Here is a 15,607-nt window from a genome sequence, read left to right on the forward strand (position 1 = left end):
GCTTGCCAGCCCCCCCACCTGATGCCAATCGACTGTCAGTCCTGCGGCGTTTGCTCAGCCAACGCCACCGCGCGGAACATCGCCCGGCGCTTGTTCAGGGTTTCTTCCCATTCCAGGGCCGGCACCGAGTCAGCCACAATTCCGCCACCGGCCTGCACGTGCAGTTCGCCATCCTTGATCACTGCCGTACGGATCGCAATCGCGGTGTCCATGTTGCCGTTCCAGGCGAAATACCCCACGGCGCCGCCGTAGACACCCCGTTTGACAGGCTCCAGCTCGTCGATGATTTCCATCGCACGAATCTTCGGCGCGCCCGACAAGGTACCGGCCGGCAGAATGGCGCGCAGTGCGTCCATCGCGGTCAGCCCGGCTTTCAGTTCACCGGTGACGTTGGACACGATGTGCATCACATTGGAATACCGTTCGATGACCATCTTCTCGGTCAACTTCACCGAGCCGATTTCCGAAACACGCCCAGTGTCGTTACGCCCCAGATCAATCAGCATCAGGTGTTCGGCGATTTCCTTGTCGTCGCTCAACAGGTCCTCTTCCAGCGCCAGGTCCGCTTCTTCGGTGGCGCCACGCGGGCGCGTACCGGCGATCGGGCGCACGGTGATCAGGTTGTCCTCGACGCGCACCAGCACTTCCGGCGAACTGCCCACTACATGGAAGTCACCGAAGTTGAAGAAGTACATGTACGGCGTCGGGTTGAAGCAACGCAGCGCTCGGTACAGATCAATCGGCGCCGCCTTGAAGTCGATGGACATCCGTTGCGATGGCACCACCTGCATGCAGTCACCCGCAAGGATGTATTCCTTGATGGTATCCACTGCCCGCTCATAGTCGGCCTGGGTGAAGCTGGAGCGAAATACCGGGTCGGCGGCGGGCGGACGGCGGAGGTCCAGGCCGCGACGCGGAGTGATCGGCTGGCGCAGTTTTTCCAGCAGCGCTTCGAGGCTGGCCTGGCCTTGCTCGAAGGCGTCAGCCTGGGACGGGTCGGCCAGCACAATCGCATGCATCTTGCCGGCAAGGTTGTCGAACACCACCACTGCGTCGGAGACCATCAGCAAAATGTCCGGCACGCCCAGCGGATCCGGATTCGGGCATTTACCCAGGCGATGCTCCACATAGCGCACGCAGTCATAACCGAAATACCCCACCAGGCCGCCGTTGAAACGCGGCAGGCCGGGAATGGTCGGCACGTTGTAGCGCGCCTTGAAGGCTTCGACGAAGGCCAGCGGGTCTTCTACGTCGTGGCTTTCGATCTCAACGGCGTCATGGGTGATGCTCACATGGTGATCATGAACCCGCAGTACCGTGCGGCACGGCAGGCCGATGATCGAATAACGGCCCCACTTCTCGCCGCCCTGAACCGACTCCAGCAGATAAGAGTTCGGCTCGTCGGCCAGTTTCAGGTAGATCGACAGCGGCGTGTCGAAGTCGGCCAGGGTTTCGCAGGCCATGGGGATACGGTTATAGCCGGCAGCGGCCAAACGCAGGAATTCTTCGCGGATCATCAGGTGCCTCGTGGTGTGAGGGTCAATCGGTCAAGTAGGCAAACGAGCCGCAGCGCGGCGGGGATCAGTCAGGCGCGCCAACGCCAGCGGGCCAGGGCCTTGATGACTTTCATCCAGAGTTTGCGAGTGACCACCACGATGGCATTTCCAGAAGGGGACGGGTCGATGTCAGGCAACGTTATCTCAGCGCCCGCACCCAAGCAACCGGGGATTAACAGGCGCAGGTCATCAATGACCAATGCCGGCGATTCTTCGGCGATCGGCCGGCCATGGTTGTAGCCGTAACTCAAGGCCACGCACTGCACGCCTGCGGCTTTTGCCGCCAATACATCGCTGCGCGAATCGCCGACAAACAGCGACTGGGACGCCGGAATATTCGCCATTTTCATCACGAAGAACAGTGCCGCCGGGTCGGGCTTTTTCTGTGGCAGGGTATCGCCGCCGATGATCCAGCGAAAATACCGGCCGATCTTCATCTGATCCAAAAGCGGTGCAACGAAGCGCTCCGGCTTGTTGGTGATCAAGGCCATTTCCACACCCTGCTTGCTCAACCACTTGAGGGTGTCACGCACGCCGGGATACACCACCGTCAGTTCATGGCTGCTTTCATACGCGGCATTGAACAACTCCAGCGCATGTTCGGCTTCCATCTCATCCACACCGGTGGCGTCGATGCTGCCTGCCAGCGCCCGCCGCACCAACATCGGTGCGCCGTTGCCGACCCATTCACGAACCGCCTCGATCCCCGCGGGCTTGCGCCCCAGCTTGAGCAGCATCTGGTCCACCGCCGCCGCCAGGTCAGGCACCGAGTCGATCAAGGTACCGTCCAGATCGAACATCACCAGCCGTGGCAATTTGCCGGGGAACAGCTGCTCAAAGCCGCTCATGGACGCGCCAGCGCCAGTTCGGCATGCATCTTGGCGATCACTTCCTGGTAATCCGGCGCGTTGAAGATCGCCGAGCCGGCCACAAAGGTGTCGGCGCCAGCCGCCGCGATCTCACGGATATTGTTGACATTGACCCCACCGTCGATCTCCAGGCGGATGTCCCGGCCCGACGCATCGATCAGCGCCCGCGCTTCGCGCAGCTTGTTCAGGGTGCCGGGGATGAACTTCTGCCCGCCGAAGCCTGGGTTGACGCTCATCAGCAGGACCATATCGACCTTGTCCATTACGTACTCCAGCACACTCAGCGGTGTGGCCGGGTTGAACACCAGGCCCGCCTTGCAACCGCCTTCGCGGATCAATTGCAGGGTACGGTCGACATGCAGCGTGGCTTCCGGGTGGAAGGTGATGTACGTCGCGCCGGCGTCGATGAAGTCACCGACGATGCGGTCCACCGGGCTGACCATCAGGTGTGCGTCGATCGGCGCGGTAATCCCGTACTTGCGCAGCGCCGCGCACACCATCGGGCCGATGGTCAGGTTGGGCACGTAGTGGTTGTCCATGACGTCGAAGTGCACGAAGTCGGCGCCGGCGGCCAACACCTTGTCCACTTCTTCGCCCAGGCGGGCGAAGTCGGCGGAGAGAATCGATGGAGCAATGACGAAGGGCTGCATGACGCACCTTTTTTGAGCTAAATCACGATGGCGCGCATTGTATACCTCATGCTTTGCCCTGCGCACCGTGACCTAACTCAACGGCTAGTACGCGGCCCGGTAGATTTTCTCGATATCGGCCGCACTGAGCTGGCGCGGATTGTTGCGCATCAGGCGGTCGATGCCCGCGGCTTCGGTGGCCATCGCCGGGATCGCTTCCTCAGGCACGCCGAAACTGCGCAGGCCCGCGGGGATCTCGACGGCGGCACACAGTCGCGTCATCGCCTCGACAGCCTGGTCGGCGGCATCGTTCAGGCTCAGCCCGCCGACATTCACGCCCATCGCCTGGGCAATGTCGCGCATACGCTCGACACAGGCCAGCTTGTTCCAGTGCATCACATACGGCAGCAACAGTGCGTTGCTCACACCATGGGCGATGTTGAAACGGCCGCCCAACGGATACGCCAGCGCGTGCACAGCGCCCACGCCGGCGTTCCCAAAGGCCATGCCGGCCATCAGGCTGGCGGTGGCCATATCGTCACGGGCCTGCAGGTTGGCCGGGTTGGCGTAAGCCTTGGGCAATGCAACGGCGATCAGCTTGATCGCGCCGATCGCCAGGGCATCGGTGATCGGCGAGGCGTTCAGCGACAGGTAGGATTCAATGGCATGCACCAGCGCGTCGACGCCACTGGCGGCGGTGACGCTGCGGGGGCAAGTGAGGGTCATTTGCGGGCTGATCAGTGCGACATCCGGCAGCAGGTAGTCGCTGACGATGCCTTTTTTCAGCTGGGCGACCTTGTCGGAAAGAATCGCCACATTGGTCACCTCAGAGCCGGTGCCGGCTGTAGTGGGGATGGCAATCAGCGGTGGGCCCTTGCGCGGCACCTGATCGACGCCGAACAAGTCCGCCAGGGCGCCGTGGTAACCGGCGTAAGCGGCCACGCTCTTGGCGATGTCGATGGCACTGCCGCCGCCCACGCCGATCAGGCCGTCGTGCCCGCCATCGCGGTAGGCCTGCATGCAGTCTTCGACAATGGCGATTTCCGGGTCGGGCAGCACGCGGTCGAAAATTTCGTAAGTGCGCCCGCCCAGGTGCTCGAGTGCCAGCGCGACGGTGCCGGACTTGACCAGCACGGCATCGGTGACGATCAGCGGGTTATCCACATCCAGGCGGGTGAGTTCGGCGGCGAGCTGTTCGATGGCGCCAGCGCCGGTGAGCAGTTTATGGGCGATCTTGAATGAGGAAGTACTCATGTGCGCGGCCTCTTATTGGTCGATGGGCTGGCACAAGAATAGCTCGGGATTGCGGGTTGCCTACCATTCACCGTCTGAATGGGCACAATCAATGTGGGGCTGGCTTGCCTGCGATGCTGGGAGCCCGGTCAAACAGGCCGACTGAGCAGATGCTATCGCAGGCAAGCCACACACTGATTTGTCCGGTTTGGCCCTTAAACCTGGGCCGTACGCAGTTTTTCGCTACGCCCGCGCAGCCATTCCAGGGTCAGCAACAGCACCACCGAGAATCCAATCAGCAACGTCGCCGCTGCCGCAATGGTGGGGCTGAGGTTTTCACGGATACCGCTGAACATCTGCCGTGGCAGCGTGGCTTGCTCCGGCCCGGCGAGGAACAGCGTCACCACCACTTCATCGAACGAGGTGGCGAAGGCAAACAACGCCCCGGAAATCACTCCCGGAGCGATCAGCGGCAACGTCACCCGGCGAAACGCGGTCAACGGTGAGGCTCCCAGGCTGGCCGCCGCCCGCACCAGGTTGTGGTTGAACCCCTGCAAGGTCGCCGACACGGTGATGATCACAAACGGCACGCCCAGCACCGCATGCACCACGATCAGCGAGAAGAAGCTGTTGCCCAGGCCCAGCGGGGCGAAGAACAGGTAACTGGCCACGCCGATGATCACCACCGGCACCACCATCGGCGAAATCACCAGTGCCATCACCAACGCCTTGCCGGGGAAGTTGCCACGGGTCAGGCCAATCGCCGCCAGCGTGCCGAACACCATCGCCAGCACCGTGGCCGCCGGGGCGACGATGATGCTGTTCCTCAGGGCGCGCATCCATTCGGCTGAAGCGAAAAAGTCCTGATACCACTGCAGCGAGAAGCCCTGCAGCGGGTACACCAGGAAACTGCCGCTGTTGAACGACAGTGGGATGATCACCAGCACGGGCAATATCAGGAACAGCAGGATCAGGCCACACAGAATCCGCAAGCTGTAGAACCACAGCCGCTCCACCAGTGACATATAAGGGCTCAGCATCGCAAGGTCTCCTCAGCTCAGGCGCAGGCGACTGGCGCCCACCAGCCGGTTGTAGATCAGGTACAGCAGCACCGTCGCCAGCAGCAGCAAGCCGCCCAACGCCGTGGCCATGCCCCAGTTGATGCTGGTGTTGGTATAGAAGGCCACGAAGTAGCTGACCATCTGGTCGTTCGGGCTGCCCAGCAACGCCGGGGTGATGTAGTAACCAATCGCCAGGATGAACACCAACAGGCAACCGGCACCGACACCGGCGTAGGTTTGCGGGAAGTACACGCGCCAGAAGCTGGCGAAGGGGTGGCAGCCCAGGGAAATCGCTGCACGCATGTAAGTCGGCGAAATGCCTTTCATCACGCTGTAGATCGGCAGAATCATGAACGGCAGCAGGATATGCACCATGGATATGTACACACCGGTACGGTTGAACACCAACTCCAGCGGCGTATCGATCAGGCCCATGCCGATCAAGGCGCTGTTGATCAGCCCGCCCGATTGCAGCAACACGATCCACGCCGCAACCCGCACCAGAATCGAGGTCCAGAACGGCAGCAATACCAGGATCATCAGCAGGTTGCTTTTGCGCGCCGGCAGGTTGGCCAACAGGTACGCCAGGGGATAGGCCAGCAGCAGGCAGATGACGGTAATCACCAGGCCCATCCAGAACGTTCGGGCGAAGATATCCAGATAAATGGCCTGATCGGGGGTGGCCGGAGCGATCTCGCCCAGGTCGTCGATACGATGATCGACGGCCGCCAGCAGGTAGTAAGGCGTCAGGCTGCTGGTGTTGCGCCGAATCGCCTGCCAGTACGCCGGGTCGCCCCAACGTTCGTCGAGGGTTTCCAGCGCGGCTTTATAAGAGGCCGGCGTTTCGGCAAACGGCAGCGCCCGCGCGGTTTTGGTCAGCAGGCTGCGATAGCCGGCCAGTTCCATGTTCAAGCGTTTGGACAGATCGCCCAGGGTCTGGTTTTTGCGCGCTTCGCCCAGGTCTTCACTGAGCGCCTGGTACACCGACTCGCCGGGCAAGCCACGGCCGTCCCAGGCAGTCACTGCCACCACCGTGCGCGGCAAGCCCCCCACCACCTCCGGGTTGCCGACGCTCTTGTAGAGCAGCGCGACAATGGGCACCAGGAACACCAGCAGCAAAAACAGCACCAGGGGCGCAATCAAGGCCTGGGCCTTCCAACGGTTGAGACGCTCGGCACGGGCCAGGCGCTGCTTGAGGGTCGAGGGAACGGCGAGGGCCATGGCAAGCTCCGGAAATCTACGGTTAAGTCTCTGCGGGACAGGGCTCTTTGCGGGAGCTGGCTTGCCGACGATGGGGATCAACTCGGTTTCAGCAACACCGAGGCGATGCCATCGCCGGCAAGCCAGCGCCTACATGGGCCAGTTCCCACAGTGGGTTATGCGGGGTTACTTGGCGGCCCAGGAATTGAAGCGCTGCTCAAGTTGCTCACCGTTATCGGCCCAGAAGCTCACATCGATCTGCACCTGGTTGGCGATGTTTTCCGGGGTGGTCGGCATGTCCTTCAGCACGTCTTTGGCCAGCAACGGTACGGCTTGGGTGTTGGCCGGGCCGTAGGCGATGTTTTCGGAGTAAGTCTTCTGCTGCTGCGGTTGCACCGAGAAGGCGATGAATTTTTTCGCCGCTTCGGCGCGGTCCTTGGCCAGGCCCTTTGGAATGGCCCAGGCATCGAAGTCGTAGATACCGCCGTTCCACACCACTTTCAGGTTGCTTTCTTTTTGTACGGCGGCGATGCGGCCGTTATAGGCCGAGCTCATCACCACGTCGCCCGAAGCGAGGTACTGCGGTGGTTGTGCACCGGCCTCCCACCATTGGATCGAGGCTTTGAGTTCGTCGAGCTTCTTGAACGCACGGTCCTGGCCATCTTTGCCGGCCAGCACTTTATAGACGTCCTTGGGCGCCACGCCGTCGGCCATCAAGGCGAATTCCAGGGTGTACTTGGCGCCTTTGCGCAGGCCACGCTTGCCGGGGAATTTCTTGGTGTCCCAGAAATCCGCCCAACTGGTGGGTGCGGAGGCCAGTTTGTCGGCGTTATAGGCCAGCACCGTCGACCATACGAAGAAGCCCACCCCGCACGGCTGGATCGCGCCTTTGACGTAGTCAGCGGTGTTACCGAACAGTGCCGGGTCCAAGGGTTCGAACATGTCTTCGTCGCAGCCACGGGACAGTTCGGGCGACTCCACTTCCACCAGGTCCCAGGACACGCTTTTGGTGTCGACCATCGCTTTGATCTTGGCCATCTCACCGTTGTATTCACCGGCGATGATCTTGCCGTTGCCCGCGCTTTCCCACGGTGCATAGAAGGCCTTGACCTGGGCCGCCTTGTTCGCGCCGCCGAAGGAAACGACGGTCAGGTCCGGGCTCGCCATGGCCTGTGTCGCGGCCATCAAGCCGATAGCCAGGGCCGAAAACTTAAGGGATCTCAACATTGTTGTGTTCTCCACGTGCAGGGTTGGTGAAGCCAGGGGGCGATCAATTCGCCTCTAGAAGTGGGTCGAGTGCGCGAACGTGCTCGACTTGCCAGCCAATCGGTACGACGTCGCCGACCGCCAGGGCCGGGTCCAGCTCGGCGATCGGTTGTTTCACGAAAAAATCGCTCTTGCCGCAGACTTCCAGGCGCACGCGCACGTGGTCGCCCAGGTAGACGAACTCCGCCACCCGTCCGGAAAAACGGTTGATGCAGCTGTCACTTGCACCATTGAGGCACACGCGCTCCGGACGCACCGACAGGGTCACCGGGCCGCCGATCTGGCCGACGTTCACCGCCAGCGCTTCCACCTTCTCACCGCGCGCCAGTTCCACCACACAGCGTTCGCCGGTGTGGCTGTGCAGGCGGCCATTGAGGCGGTTGTTTTCGCCGATGAAGTTGGCCACAAAGGTGTTTTTCGGTTCTTCATACAGCGTGCGCGGCGCGGCGATCTGCTGGATTTCGCCCTGGTGGAACACCGCCACACGGTCGGACATGGTCAAGGCTTCGCCCTGGTCGTGGGTCACATACACCACGGTGACGCCGAGGCGTTGGTGCAGGTGCTTGATTTCCATCTGCATGTGTTCGCGCAGTTGTTTGTCGAGGGCGCCGAGGGGTTCGTCCATCAGCACCAGTTGCGGCTCGAACACCAATGCGCGGGCCAGCGCCACCCGTTGCTGCTGGCCCCCGGAAAGTTGCGCCGGGTAGCGCTGGGCAAAGGCGTCGAGCTGGACCATGCTCAGCACGCGCTTGACTCGCTCGCTGATGTCGGTCTTGCTCAAGCCACGCACAGACAAGGGAAACGCCAGGTTCTCGGCCACGGTCATGTGCGGAAACAGTGCGTAGTTCTGGAACACCATGCCGATGTCGCGCTTGTGCGGCGGCACGTTATTGATCGAACGCCCCGCCAGCTGGATTTCGCCGGCGGTTGGCGTTTCAAAGCCGGCCAGCATCATCAGGCTGGTGGTCTTGCCCGAACCGGACGGCCCGAGCAAGGTGAGGAACTCGCCCTTGCGAATCTCCAGATTGAGGTCTTTGACGATCAGGTTTTCGCCGTCGTAGCTTTTCTGCACGCCACGAAAGCTGACCAGCACATCATTTGAATCCACCTCGCTCATACCCGCACCTTTGTGTTTAGGACTGCTGTGCCACAAGCGTAGTCCAGGCGCGAGCCCCCGGAAATCGGGGGCCAGGAGAGAATCGCATCAGCCGGATGGAAGGTTCGGGGTAGGGATAGCCCTACAGGGATGGCGGGCATTGAACAGTGCAGCGGCAAGCCTGGGCTTGGCGGCGCTTGTGAGGTGTCGCTAATGGATATGCCGCTACAGCAGCTTGTGTTCCATGGCGTATTTCACCAGCTCGGCCAGGGAGGTGATATTGAGCTTTTGCATCAAACGCGCCTTGTGGGTGCTGATGGTTTTGCTGCTCAGCGCCAACTGCAGGGCGATGTCGTTGACGTTGGCGCCTTGTGCCAAACGCTCGAACACCGAGAACTCGCGTTCCGACAGCAGCGAATGCAACGGTCGCGAGTCCGTCAGGCCGACTTCGAAGACCATGCGGTCTGCCAGGTCCGGATCGATATAGCGCCCGCCCGCCGCAACCTTGCGGATTGCCATCAACAGCAGTGCCGGGTCGCTGTCCTTCGTGGCATAACCGGCCGCGCCAACCTTCAGGGCACGGGCGGCCATTTGCGCTTCGTCGTGCATGGACAGCACCAGGATCGCCGGCGGATTGCTCAGCGCTCGAATACGCGCGATGGCCTCCAGGCCATTCACGCCGGGCATGGAGATATCCAGCAGCACCACCTCGCACGGCACATGGCGCAGGGTCTCCAGCAATTGCTCGCCATTGCTCGCTTCACCTACCACCAGCAAGTCTTTGGCCAGGCCGATCAATTGCTTGATGCCTTCTCGAACAATGGTGTGGTCTTCGGCTACCAGTACGCGGATCACAGGGGTTTCCTCTTATTGTTAAGCATCCAACGGCACCGTGACGCTCAGGGTGGTGCCCTCCCCCAATTCGCTGACCAGGCTCAGTTGCCCGCCCATGATCAGCACCCGCTCACGCATGCCCACCAGTCCGAACGATACCGGCCGCCCTTGCGCCTGCACGAAGCCGATACCGTCATCGCTGATGGTCAGCCGCAGGTTCGGGCCGTCCACGTGCAGCGTCAGCTCCACAGTATGCGCCTGGGCATGGCGCATCACATTGGTCAGCGCCTCTTGCAGGATGCGGAACAGCCCGATGGCCTTTGCATCGCTCAATACCGGCGGGTTTTCCGGGACTTGTACCAGGCAGGGAATCTGCGTGCGCGCTTCAAAGCGCCGCGCCTGCCATTCGATGGCCGAGGCAATCCCGGCGTCGAGAATCGGCGGGCGTAGCGCGGTTGCGACATCACGAACCAATTGGAAGAGCTGGGCGATCAGGCGTTTCATGCTGTTCAAGCGTTCATTAAGGCCCGGGTCGAGTTGCGCATAGGCCAATTCACACATTGAAGTTTCCAGCTTGAGCACGGTGAGCATCTGCCCGAGCTCGTCGTGCACTTCGCGGGCGATACGCGCCTTTTCTTCTTCACGTACCGTTTCCAGGTGGGCTGACAATTCGCGCAACTGTGCCTCGCTTTGCAGCAAGGCGGCCACATAACGGCGGCGCTCAGTGACATCGGTAAGGTAAACCACCAGGTATTCGCCGTCGGCAAAGCGCAGAAAGCTCAATGACACATCAGCGGGCAGGATGCTGCCGTCAGCGCGCAGGCAATCGGTGGCGAAAGTCTGCGCGCCCTCGTCGCTGGCACGCGCGCGCTTCCACAGGTTGAGCCAGCGGTCCATGGTCAAGGCTGGGTCGAAATCAATCAGCGGTCGCTCGATCAACGCGCCAGACCCATAGCCGAGCATGGTTTCAGCCGCGCGGTTGGCGTAACGCACATGGCTGTCCCAATTGACCCACAGGATGCCGACCGTGCTTTGATCGATGGAAAACTGCGTCAACTGCAAGGCTTCGGCGCCAGCGGCACGCGCTGCGCTTTCTTCACGCGCCGCCAGCAGGTCGTGCTCCAGGCTGCGCTGCTGGCGACGCTGCCAGAGCAACCCCGCGACGCTGGCGAACAGCATCAGCCCCAATAGCCAGCTGAGGTTTTTCCACACGCCCTTTGATTCCGATAACTGCGGGTACTTGGGTTGCAGCCATCGGTTGTGCAACTGGTCGAGGTCGCGGGCGGGTATCGCGCGTAAGGCGCTTTGCATGATGCTCGCCAGTTCCGGCCACTCACGCCGCGTCGCCACTCGCAGCAACTGCGGCAGGCCGATATCGCCGACCACCGCCAGCCCGGCAAACTCCGCCTCGCCGGACAACCGGCTCAGTTGCGCCTCATCCACCACTGCATAGCGTGCCTGACGGCTCATCAGCAACTGCAGGGCCTGGCGTTCCACGGGCACGCCTTGCAGGTTGAGGTTGGGGTAGGTACTGCGCAGGTAATCGGCCACCGTGCCGGGCATGCGCACAGCGATGCGCGATTGTGGGTCGATTTTTTCCAGCTCCACCGCGCCGTCGCCTTCGCGAATGCCGACGATATGCTGGGGCACACGCATATAAGGGTCGCTGAACAACCACAGGCGCAAGCCGGCCGGGGTTTGCTGCAGGCCGGGGGCAATATCCACCTCGCCCTCACGCACGGCGGCTTCCAACTGCTCCTGATCGGGAAAATTACGCCAGGTCAGCTCGATACCCAGCGCCTTGGCCAGCCATTGCATCAACTCGACGTTGGCCCCGGACAACCGCTGCAGCCTTCGGTCGTATTGAGCGTAAGGCGCCTGCAATACCAAGCCCACCCGCAGTTGCGGGTGCAGCGCCAACCACTCACGCTGCTGCGCATTCAACTGCGCCGGAGGCGCGACGGGCGCAGGCGCGGCATTCGCCATCAAGGCGACACACAGACAGCCGATAACCATCAGTAAGCGAAAAACCATGGTCCACGTCTCACATCACTGACAAATACCGATCAACCCATTAGGCTGCTGGAATCACTTCTGGCCGAGATTTAACGATGCCACCTCGAAACCGTTCGGCACTGCCAGCATTGTGCCTGTCGCTGCTATTTACCAGCGCCTTTTATGTTCAAGCCGCCGACGCGCCGGCGCCAGTCGCCGAGAAACCCGCCGAGCGCCAGCCGTTGCCCGAGCGCAGCCAGGCAGAAGCCAACGCGCTCGAACGGCAAGTTGCACAACAGGAACAACAACAATTGCAGGCCGGCAGCGATTCGTTCCTGGCCCTGTGGAAGCCCGCCAACAGCGCTGAATCTCAAGGCGTGGTGATTATCGTGCCGGGGGCCGGCGAAAATGCTGACTGGCCGCAAGCAATCAGCCCGCTGCGCAGTAAATTGCCCGACGCTGCCTGGGGCACCCTCAGCCTGTCACTGCCCGACGTCAATCTCGATACGCTGCCGCCACGTGTCATCGAGCCGCCCAAAGCGGCGGTCGATACCAGCAGCAAAGACGGCAGCACGGTCGCCAAACCCGTCGAGCAGGCCGCCAGCGCGGAAGCCGAAGGCACTGACCCGGCAGTGGTGCCGGGCGCGGATGAACAGGACAAGACCGACGCCAAGCGTATCTTCGACCGGATCGACGCTGCCGTCGCCTTCGCCCAGACCCAGGGCGCCCGCAGTGTGGTACTGCTCGGTCATGGCACCGGCGCATGGTGGGCCGCGCGCTATCTGAGTGAGAAACAACCCGCCCAGGTGCAGAAGTTGGTAATGGTGGCGGGGAAGACACCCGCCGCTCGTCAACCGGACCTGCAGCAGTTGGCGCCGGCATTGAAAGTACCGACTGCGGATGTGTTCTATCAGGACGGCGCCCAGGACGGCAAAAACGCCCTGGCCCGTATCCAGGCTGCCAAACGCGGCAAGAATGACCGCTACAAGCAGGTGCAACTCCACGCCCTGCCCGGCAACGAGGCCGCCGAGCAGGAGCAGCTATATCGACGAGTGCGCGGATGGCTGAGCCCGCAGGCCAGTGCCGATTGAAGCCACTTGTCGAAAATGCTGCATAACCAATGTGGGGGCGGGGCTCGCTCCCGTGGTGGCGGGGCGCCCGTCAGCGACGCGTCGACTGCCAGGCCGTTACGGGAGCAAGCTCCCTGGCCACAGGCTCAGCGTCGCACCAACGTTGTGTCGATACCCATCAGCTGCGACATGTGCTGACTGACGTTCAGGCTGGCAATGTCAGCGAAAATCCCTGCGCTCGCGAATCAACGCATAGGCGCTATGCAACTCACGGGTTCGCTCGGTAGCCTCGCGCACCTGCGCGGGGGTGGCGCCACTGCCGGCGATCTTGTCCGGGTGGTGGCGGCTGAGCAGGCGGCGATAGGCACCCTTGATCGCCGACGGCTCAGTGGTTGCCGTCACGCCCAGGGTCCGCAACGCTTCCTGATAGGCCCCGACGCGATTGACCAACGGCTTGCGCGCCGGCGCGTAATCTGAAGCCAGGGCCTTGATCTGTTGCGGCGTCCAGCCCAGCCATTTGCCCCACAACTCGATCAGGTCACGCTCGGCATCATCCGCCCGGCCATCCGCCCAGGCCATGCGCCAGCAGGCACGTAAAATGCCCTCGGCGGCATGGGGTTGCGTCTTGAGCACGCGCAGATAACTGCGCACCCGGTCGGTGCCGGACTTGCCCCGATTAAAGGCCATGATGGCTCGGCGCTGGGCCGGCTCGGTCATATCCAGCGCGCGCATTTCCTGGCGCGCCTGTTGGATATGGCCATCCACGATCCGGCCATTACTTTTGGCCAGACGTCCCAGCAGCACGAACAACAATTCATCGTTGCGTAACGCGGGGCGCCCGCCAAGGCGCTCGCGCAACTGCGCCCAGCTGCGCAATTGCAGGCGGCGGTCCAGCGCCTGCCCCAGTAATGCGCCCAACAAAGCCCCCGGAATACTGGCAATCGCAAAGCCAGCCCCGGCGCCGATCAGCGTCCCTGGCCACAACATGCTACGGCCCCGCTGTCAGCAAGGTTTCCACCTGCGCCAGACGCTCAAGCGTTCCGACATCAACCCAGCGTCCCTTCATGTGCTCACCCGTTACCAGACCTTTGCCCATTGCCGTGCGCAACAGCGGCGCCAGCTTGAAGGCACCCGCACTGCAACCCGCGAACAACTGGGGGTCAAGTACGGAAATGCCACTGAAGGTCAGGTTATCGGCACCCGGCGCCGCATCATGAAGCAACCCGTCGTTCAAGTAGAAGTCGCCACCGGACGGGTGATGTGCCGGGTTGTCGACCATCACCAGATGGGCCAGGCCCTGGAGCGGCCGCTTCAATTGGCTGAAGTCGTAGTCGGTCCAGATATCGCCATTGACCAGCAAAAACGGTTCGTCACCCAGCAACGGCAACGCCTTGAAAATCCCGCCGCCGGTTTCCAGCGGCTCGCCTTCGGCTGAATAGCGGATACGCAAGCCGAACTGGGCACCGTCGCCCAGGTAGCTTTCGATCTGTTCGCCGAGCCAGGCATGGTTGATCACAATCTCGGTGAAGCCGGCCTTGGCCAGCGCTTCAAGGTGGTACTCGATCAGCCGTTTGCCGCCTGCCTGCACCAGCGGCTTGGGCGTATGCAGCGTCAGCGGGCGCATGCGCTCGCCCTTGCCGGCCGCCAGGATCATCGCTTTCATACGCAGGCCTCGGCCGGCTGGCGCAGGCTGCTGAGCAGCTCGCCCAGGTCGCTCAACTCAGGTCGGTCGGCGAGCACCGCTTCTATATAGGCAAAGAAGCGCGGCACGTCCGCCAGGTAGCGTGGTTTGCCATCACGATGACAAATCCGCGCAAAAATACCGATGACCTTGAGGTGACGCTGCACGCCCATCAGGTCGCTGGCGCGCAGGAAGTCTTCAAAATCATCCTGCACGGGGATCCCCAATTGTCCGGCGCGCTCCCAATAGCCGCGCTGCCACTCCCGCACACGGGCGTGGGGCCAACTGAGGAAGGCGTCCTTGAACAGACAGGTAATGTCATAGGTCACCGGGCCGTAGACCGCATCCTGGAAATCCAGCACACCGGGGCTGGGTTCACTGACCATCAGGTTGCGCGGCATATAGTCGCGGTGCACCAGCACTTTCGGCTGCGCGAGCGCGCTGTCGATCAGCCGTTCGCTGGCGCGCTGCCAGAGGGCCTGCTGCTGAGTATCAAACTCGATGCCCAAGTGACGGCGTACGTACCACTCGGGGAACAACTCGAGCTCGCGACGCAACAAGGCGACGTCATAGCTGGGCAACGGCGTGTCCATCGGCAACTGCTGGAACGCCAGCAACGCATCGATGGCGTCGGCAAACAATTGATCGGCGTTTTGTTCGTCAATCACGTCCAAATAGGTTTTTCGGCCCAGGTCATTAAGCAAAAGAAAGCCACGCGGCAAATCTTCTGCATAAATTTTCGGCACGTTAATTCCCGATTTCGCGAGCAAATGTGCGATATCGACGAAAGGTTTGCAGTTTTCCTGGGGGGGTGGCGCATCCATCACGACGAATGTATGCGCCCCGCCCTCCCACCGGAAGTAACGTCTGAAACTCGCGTCGCTACTGGCCGCGGTCAATGTGGCCGGGGGGACGGCGCCCCAGTCCTGAGCGTTGAAGAGGATTGGCAACTGCTCATCCAGCCAGACTTCCAGCTGTTGTAAACGTAGATCGTGCTCGGGCATTACAAGGGTCTCCGACGGCGCTAGCCGTCAAGCGGGGCATGCTTTATTATCACGCATCTTTTTCAGACCATCGAGAGGCGTGCGGCCCAAACCGCGGGCAGATGGCACGCAGG

General features: G+C 62.0%; 14 protein-coding genes. 1 reads left to right on the forward strand and 13 read right to left on the reverse strand.

The features are described 5' to 3' along the window. Nucleotides 1-35: 35 nt before the first annotated feature. From trpE to Q1V60_RS08840, 10 genes are all read right to left on the reverse strand, one after another. A complete protein-coding gene (gene trpE / locus Q1V60_RS08795) occupies nucleotides 36-1,517 on the reverse strand; it encodes an anthranilate synthase component I (protein WP_300629349.1) in 1,482 nt (493 codons plus the stop codon). A 68-nt stretch (nucleotides 1,518-1,585) separates the two neighbouring features. Then, the gene (locus Q1V60_RS08800; protein WP_300629351.1) at nucleotides 1,586-2,404 is read right to left on the reverse strand and encodes a phosphoglycolate phosphatase; all 819 of its coding nucleotides are present in this window, start codon (nucleotides 2,402-2,404) and stop codon (nucleotides 1,586-1,588) included. Continuing rightward, nucleotides 2,401-3,075, reverse strand: coding sequence for a ribulose-phosphate 3-epimerase (gene rpe / locus Q1V60_RS08805; RefSeq protein ID WP_065937054.1), 675 nt, complete (start codon nucleotides 3,073-3,075; stop codon nucleotides 2,401-2,403). The genes Q1V60_RS08800 and rpe overlap by 4 nt, the downstream gene beginning before the upstream one ends. 84 nt (nucleotides 3,076-3,159) lie before the next feature. Beyond that, nucleotides 3,160-4,308 carry an iron-containing alcohol dehydrogenase gene (locus tag Q1V60_RS08810; protein ID WP_300629355.1) on the reverse strand — a complete coding sequence of 383 codons (1,149 nt, stop codon included), beginning with the start codon at nucleotides 4,306-4,308 and terminating at the stop codon, nucleotides 3,160-3,162. Between the two features lie 194 nt (nucleotides 4,309-4,502). After that, nucleotides 4,503-5,327 (reverse strand): ABC transporter permease, encoded by an 825-nt coding sequence (locus Q1V60_RS08815; RefSeq protein ID WP_300629357.1) that lies wholly within the window; start codon nucleotides 5,325-5,327, stop codon nucleotides 4,503-4,505. A 12-nt stretch (nucleotides 5,328-5,339) separates the two neighbouring features. Next, nucleotides 5,340-6,569 carry an ABC transporter permease gene (locus Q1V60_RS08820; protein ID WP_300629358.1) on the reverse strand — a complete coding sequence of 410 codons (1,230 nt, stop codon included), beginning with the start codon at nucleotides 6,567-6,569 and terminating at the stop codon, nucleotides 5,340-5,342. Nucleotides 6,570-6,734: 165 nt separating this feature from the next. After that, nucleotides 6,735-7,775: an ABC transporter substrate-binding protein gene (locus Q1V60_RS08825; RefSeq protein WP_300629359.1), complete on the reverse strand. Its 1,041-nt coding sequence runs from the start codon at nucleotides 7,773-7,775 to the stop codon at nucleotides 6,735-6,737. Between the two features lie 43 nt (nucleotides 7,776-7,818). Continuing rightward, nucleotides 7,819-8,931, reverse strand: a complete 1,113-nt coding sequence (locus tag Q1V60_RS08830) for an ABC transporter ATP-binding protein (RefSeq protein WP_300629361.1) — start codon at nucleotides 8,929-8,931, stop codon at nucleotides 7,819-7,821. Nucleotides 8,932-9,135: 204 nt separating this feature from the next. Further along, complete coding sequence (locus tag Q1V60_RS08835; protein WP_057723679.1) at nucleotides 9,136-9,765, reverse strand: response regulator transcription factor; 630 nt, start codon at nucleotides 9,763-9,765, stop codon at nucleotides 9,136-9,138. Between the two features lie 18 nt (nucleotides 9,766-9,783). Next, nucleotides 9,784-11,778 (reverse strand): sensor histidine kinase, encoded by a 1,995-nt coding sequence (locus tag Q1V60_RS08840; RefSeq protein ID WP_300629363.1) that lies wholly within the window; start codon nucleotides 11,776-11,778, stop codon nucleotides 9,784-9,786. A gap of 77 nt (nucleotides 11,779-11,855) precedes the next feature. On the opposite strand from Q1V60_RS08840, the gene Q1V60_RS08845 reads away from it, so the two are divergent. Beyond that, nucleotides 11,856-12,830, forward strand: a complete 975-nt coding sequence (locus Q1V60_RS08845) for an alpha/beta hydrolase family protein (RefSeq protein ID WP_300629364.1) — start codon at nucleotides 11,856-11,858, stop codon at nucleotides 12,828-12,830. A gap of 198 nt (nucleotides 12,831-13,028) precedes the next feature. Here the strand turns inward: Q1V60_RS08845 and Q1V60_RS08850 are convergent, their stop codons facing one another. The 3 genes from Q1V60_RS08850 to Q1V60_RS08860 are packed head-to-tail and all read right to left on the reverse strand — an operon-like array spanning nucleotide 13,029 to nucleotide 15,494. Next, nucleotides 13,029-13,796 carry a TerB family tellurite resistance protein gene (locus Q1V60_RS08850; protein WP_300629366.1) on the reverse strand — a complete coding sequence of 256 codons (768 nt, stop codon included), beginning with the start codon at nucleotides 13,794-13,796 and terminating at the stop codon, nucleotides 13,029-13,031. A 1-nt stretch (nucleotide 13,797) separates the two neighbouring features. After that, nucleotides 13,798-14,472: an N-acetylmuramate alpha-1-phosphate uridylyltransferase MurU gene (gene murU / locus Q1V60_RS08855; RefSeq protein WP_300629368.1), complete on the reverse strand. Its 675-nt coding sequence runs from the start codon at nucleotides 14,470-14,472 to the stop codon at nucleotides 13,798-13,800. After that, complete coding sequence (locus Q1V60_RS08860; RefSeq protein WP_300629371.1) at nucleotides 14,469-15,494, reverse strand: phosphotransferase; 1,026 nt, start codon at nucleotides 15,492-15,494, stop codon at nucleotides 14,469-14,471. Before Q1V60_RS08860 ends, murU begins: the two co-directional genes overlap by 4 nt. Nucleotides 15,495-15,607 lie beyond the last annotated feature (113 nt).

Source organism: Pseudomonas sp. (assembly GCF_030147005.1).
GTDB lineage: Bacteria > Pseudomonadota > Gammaproteobacteria > Pseudomonadales > Pseudomonadaceae > Aquipseudomonas.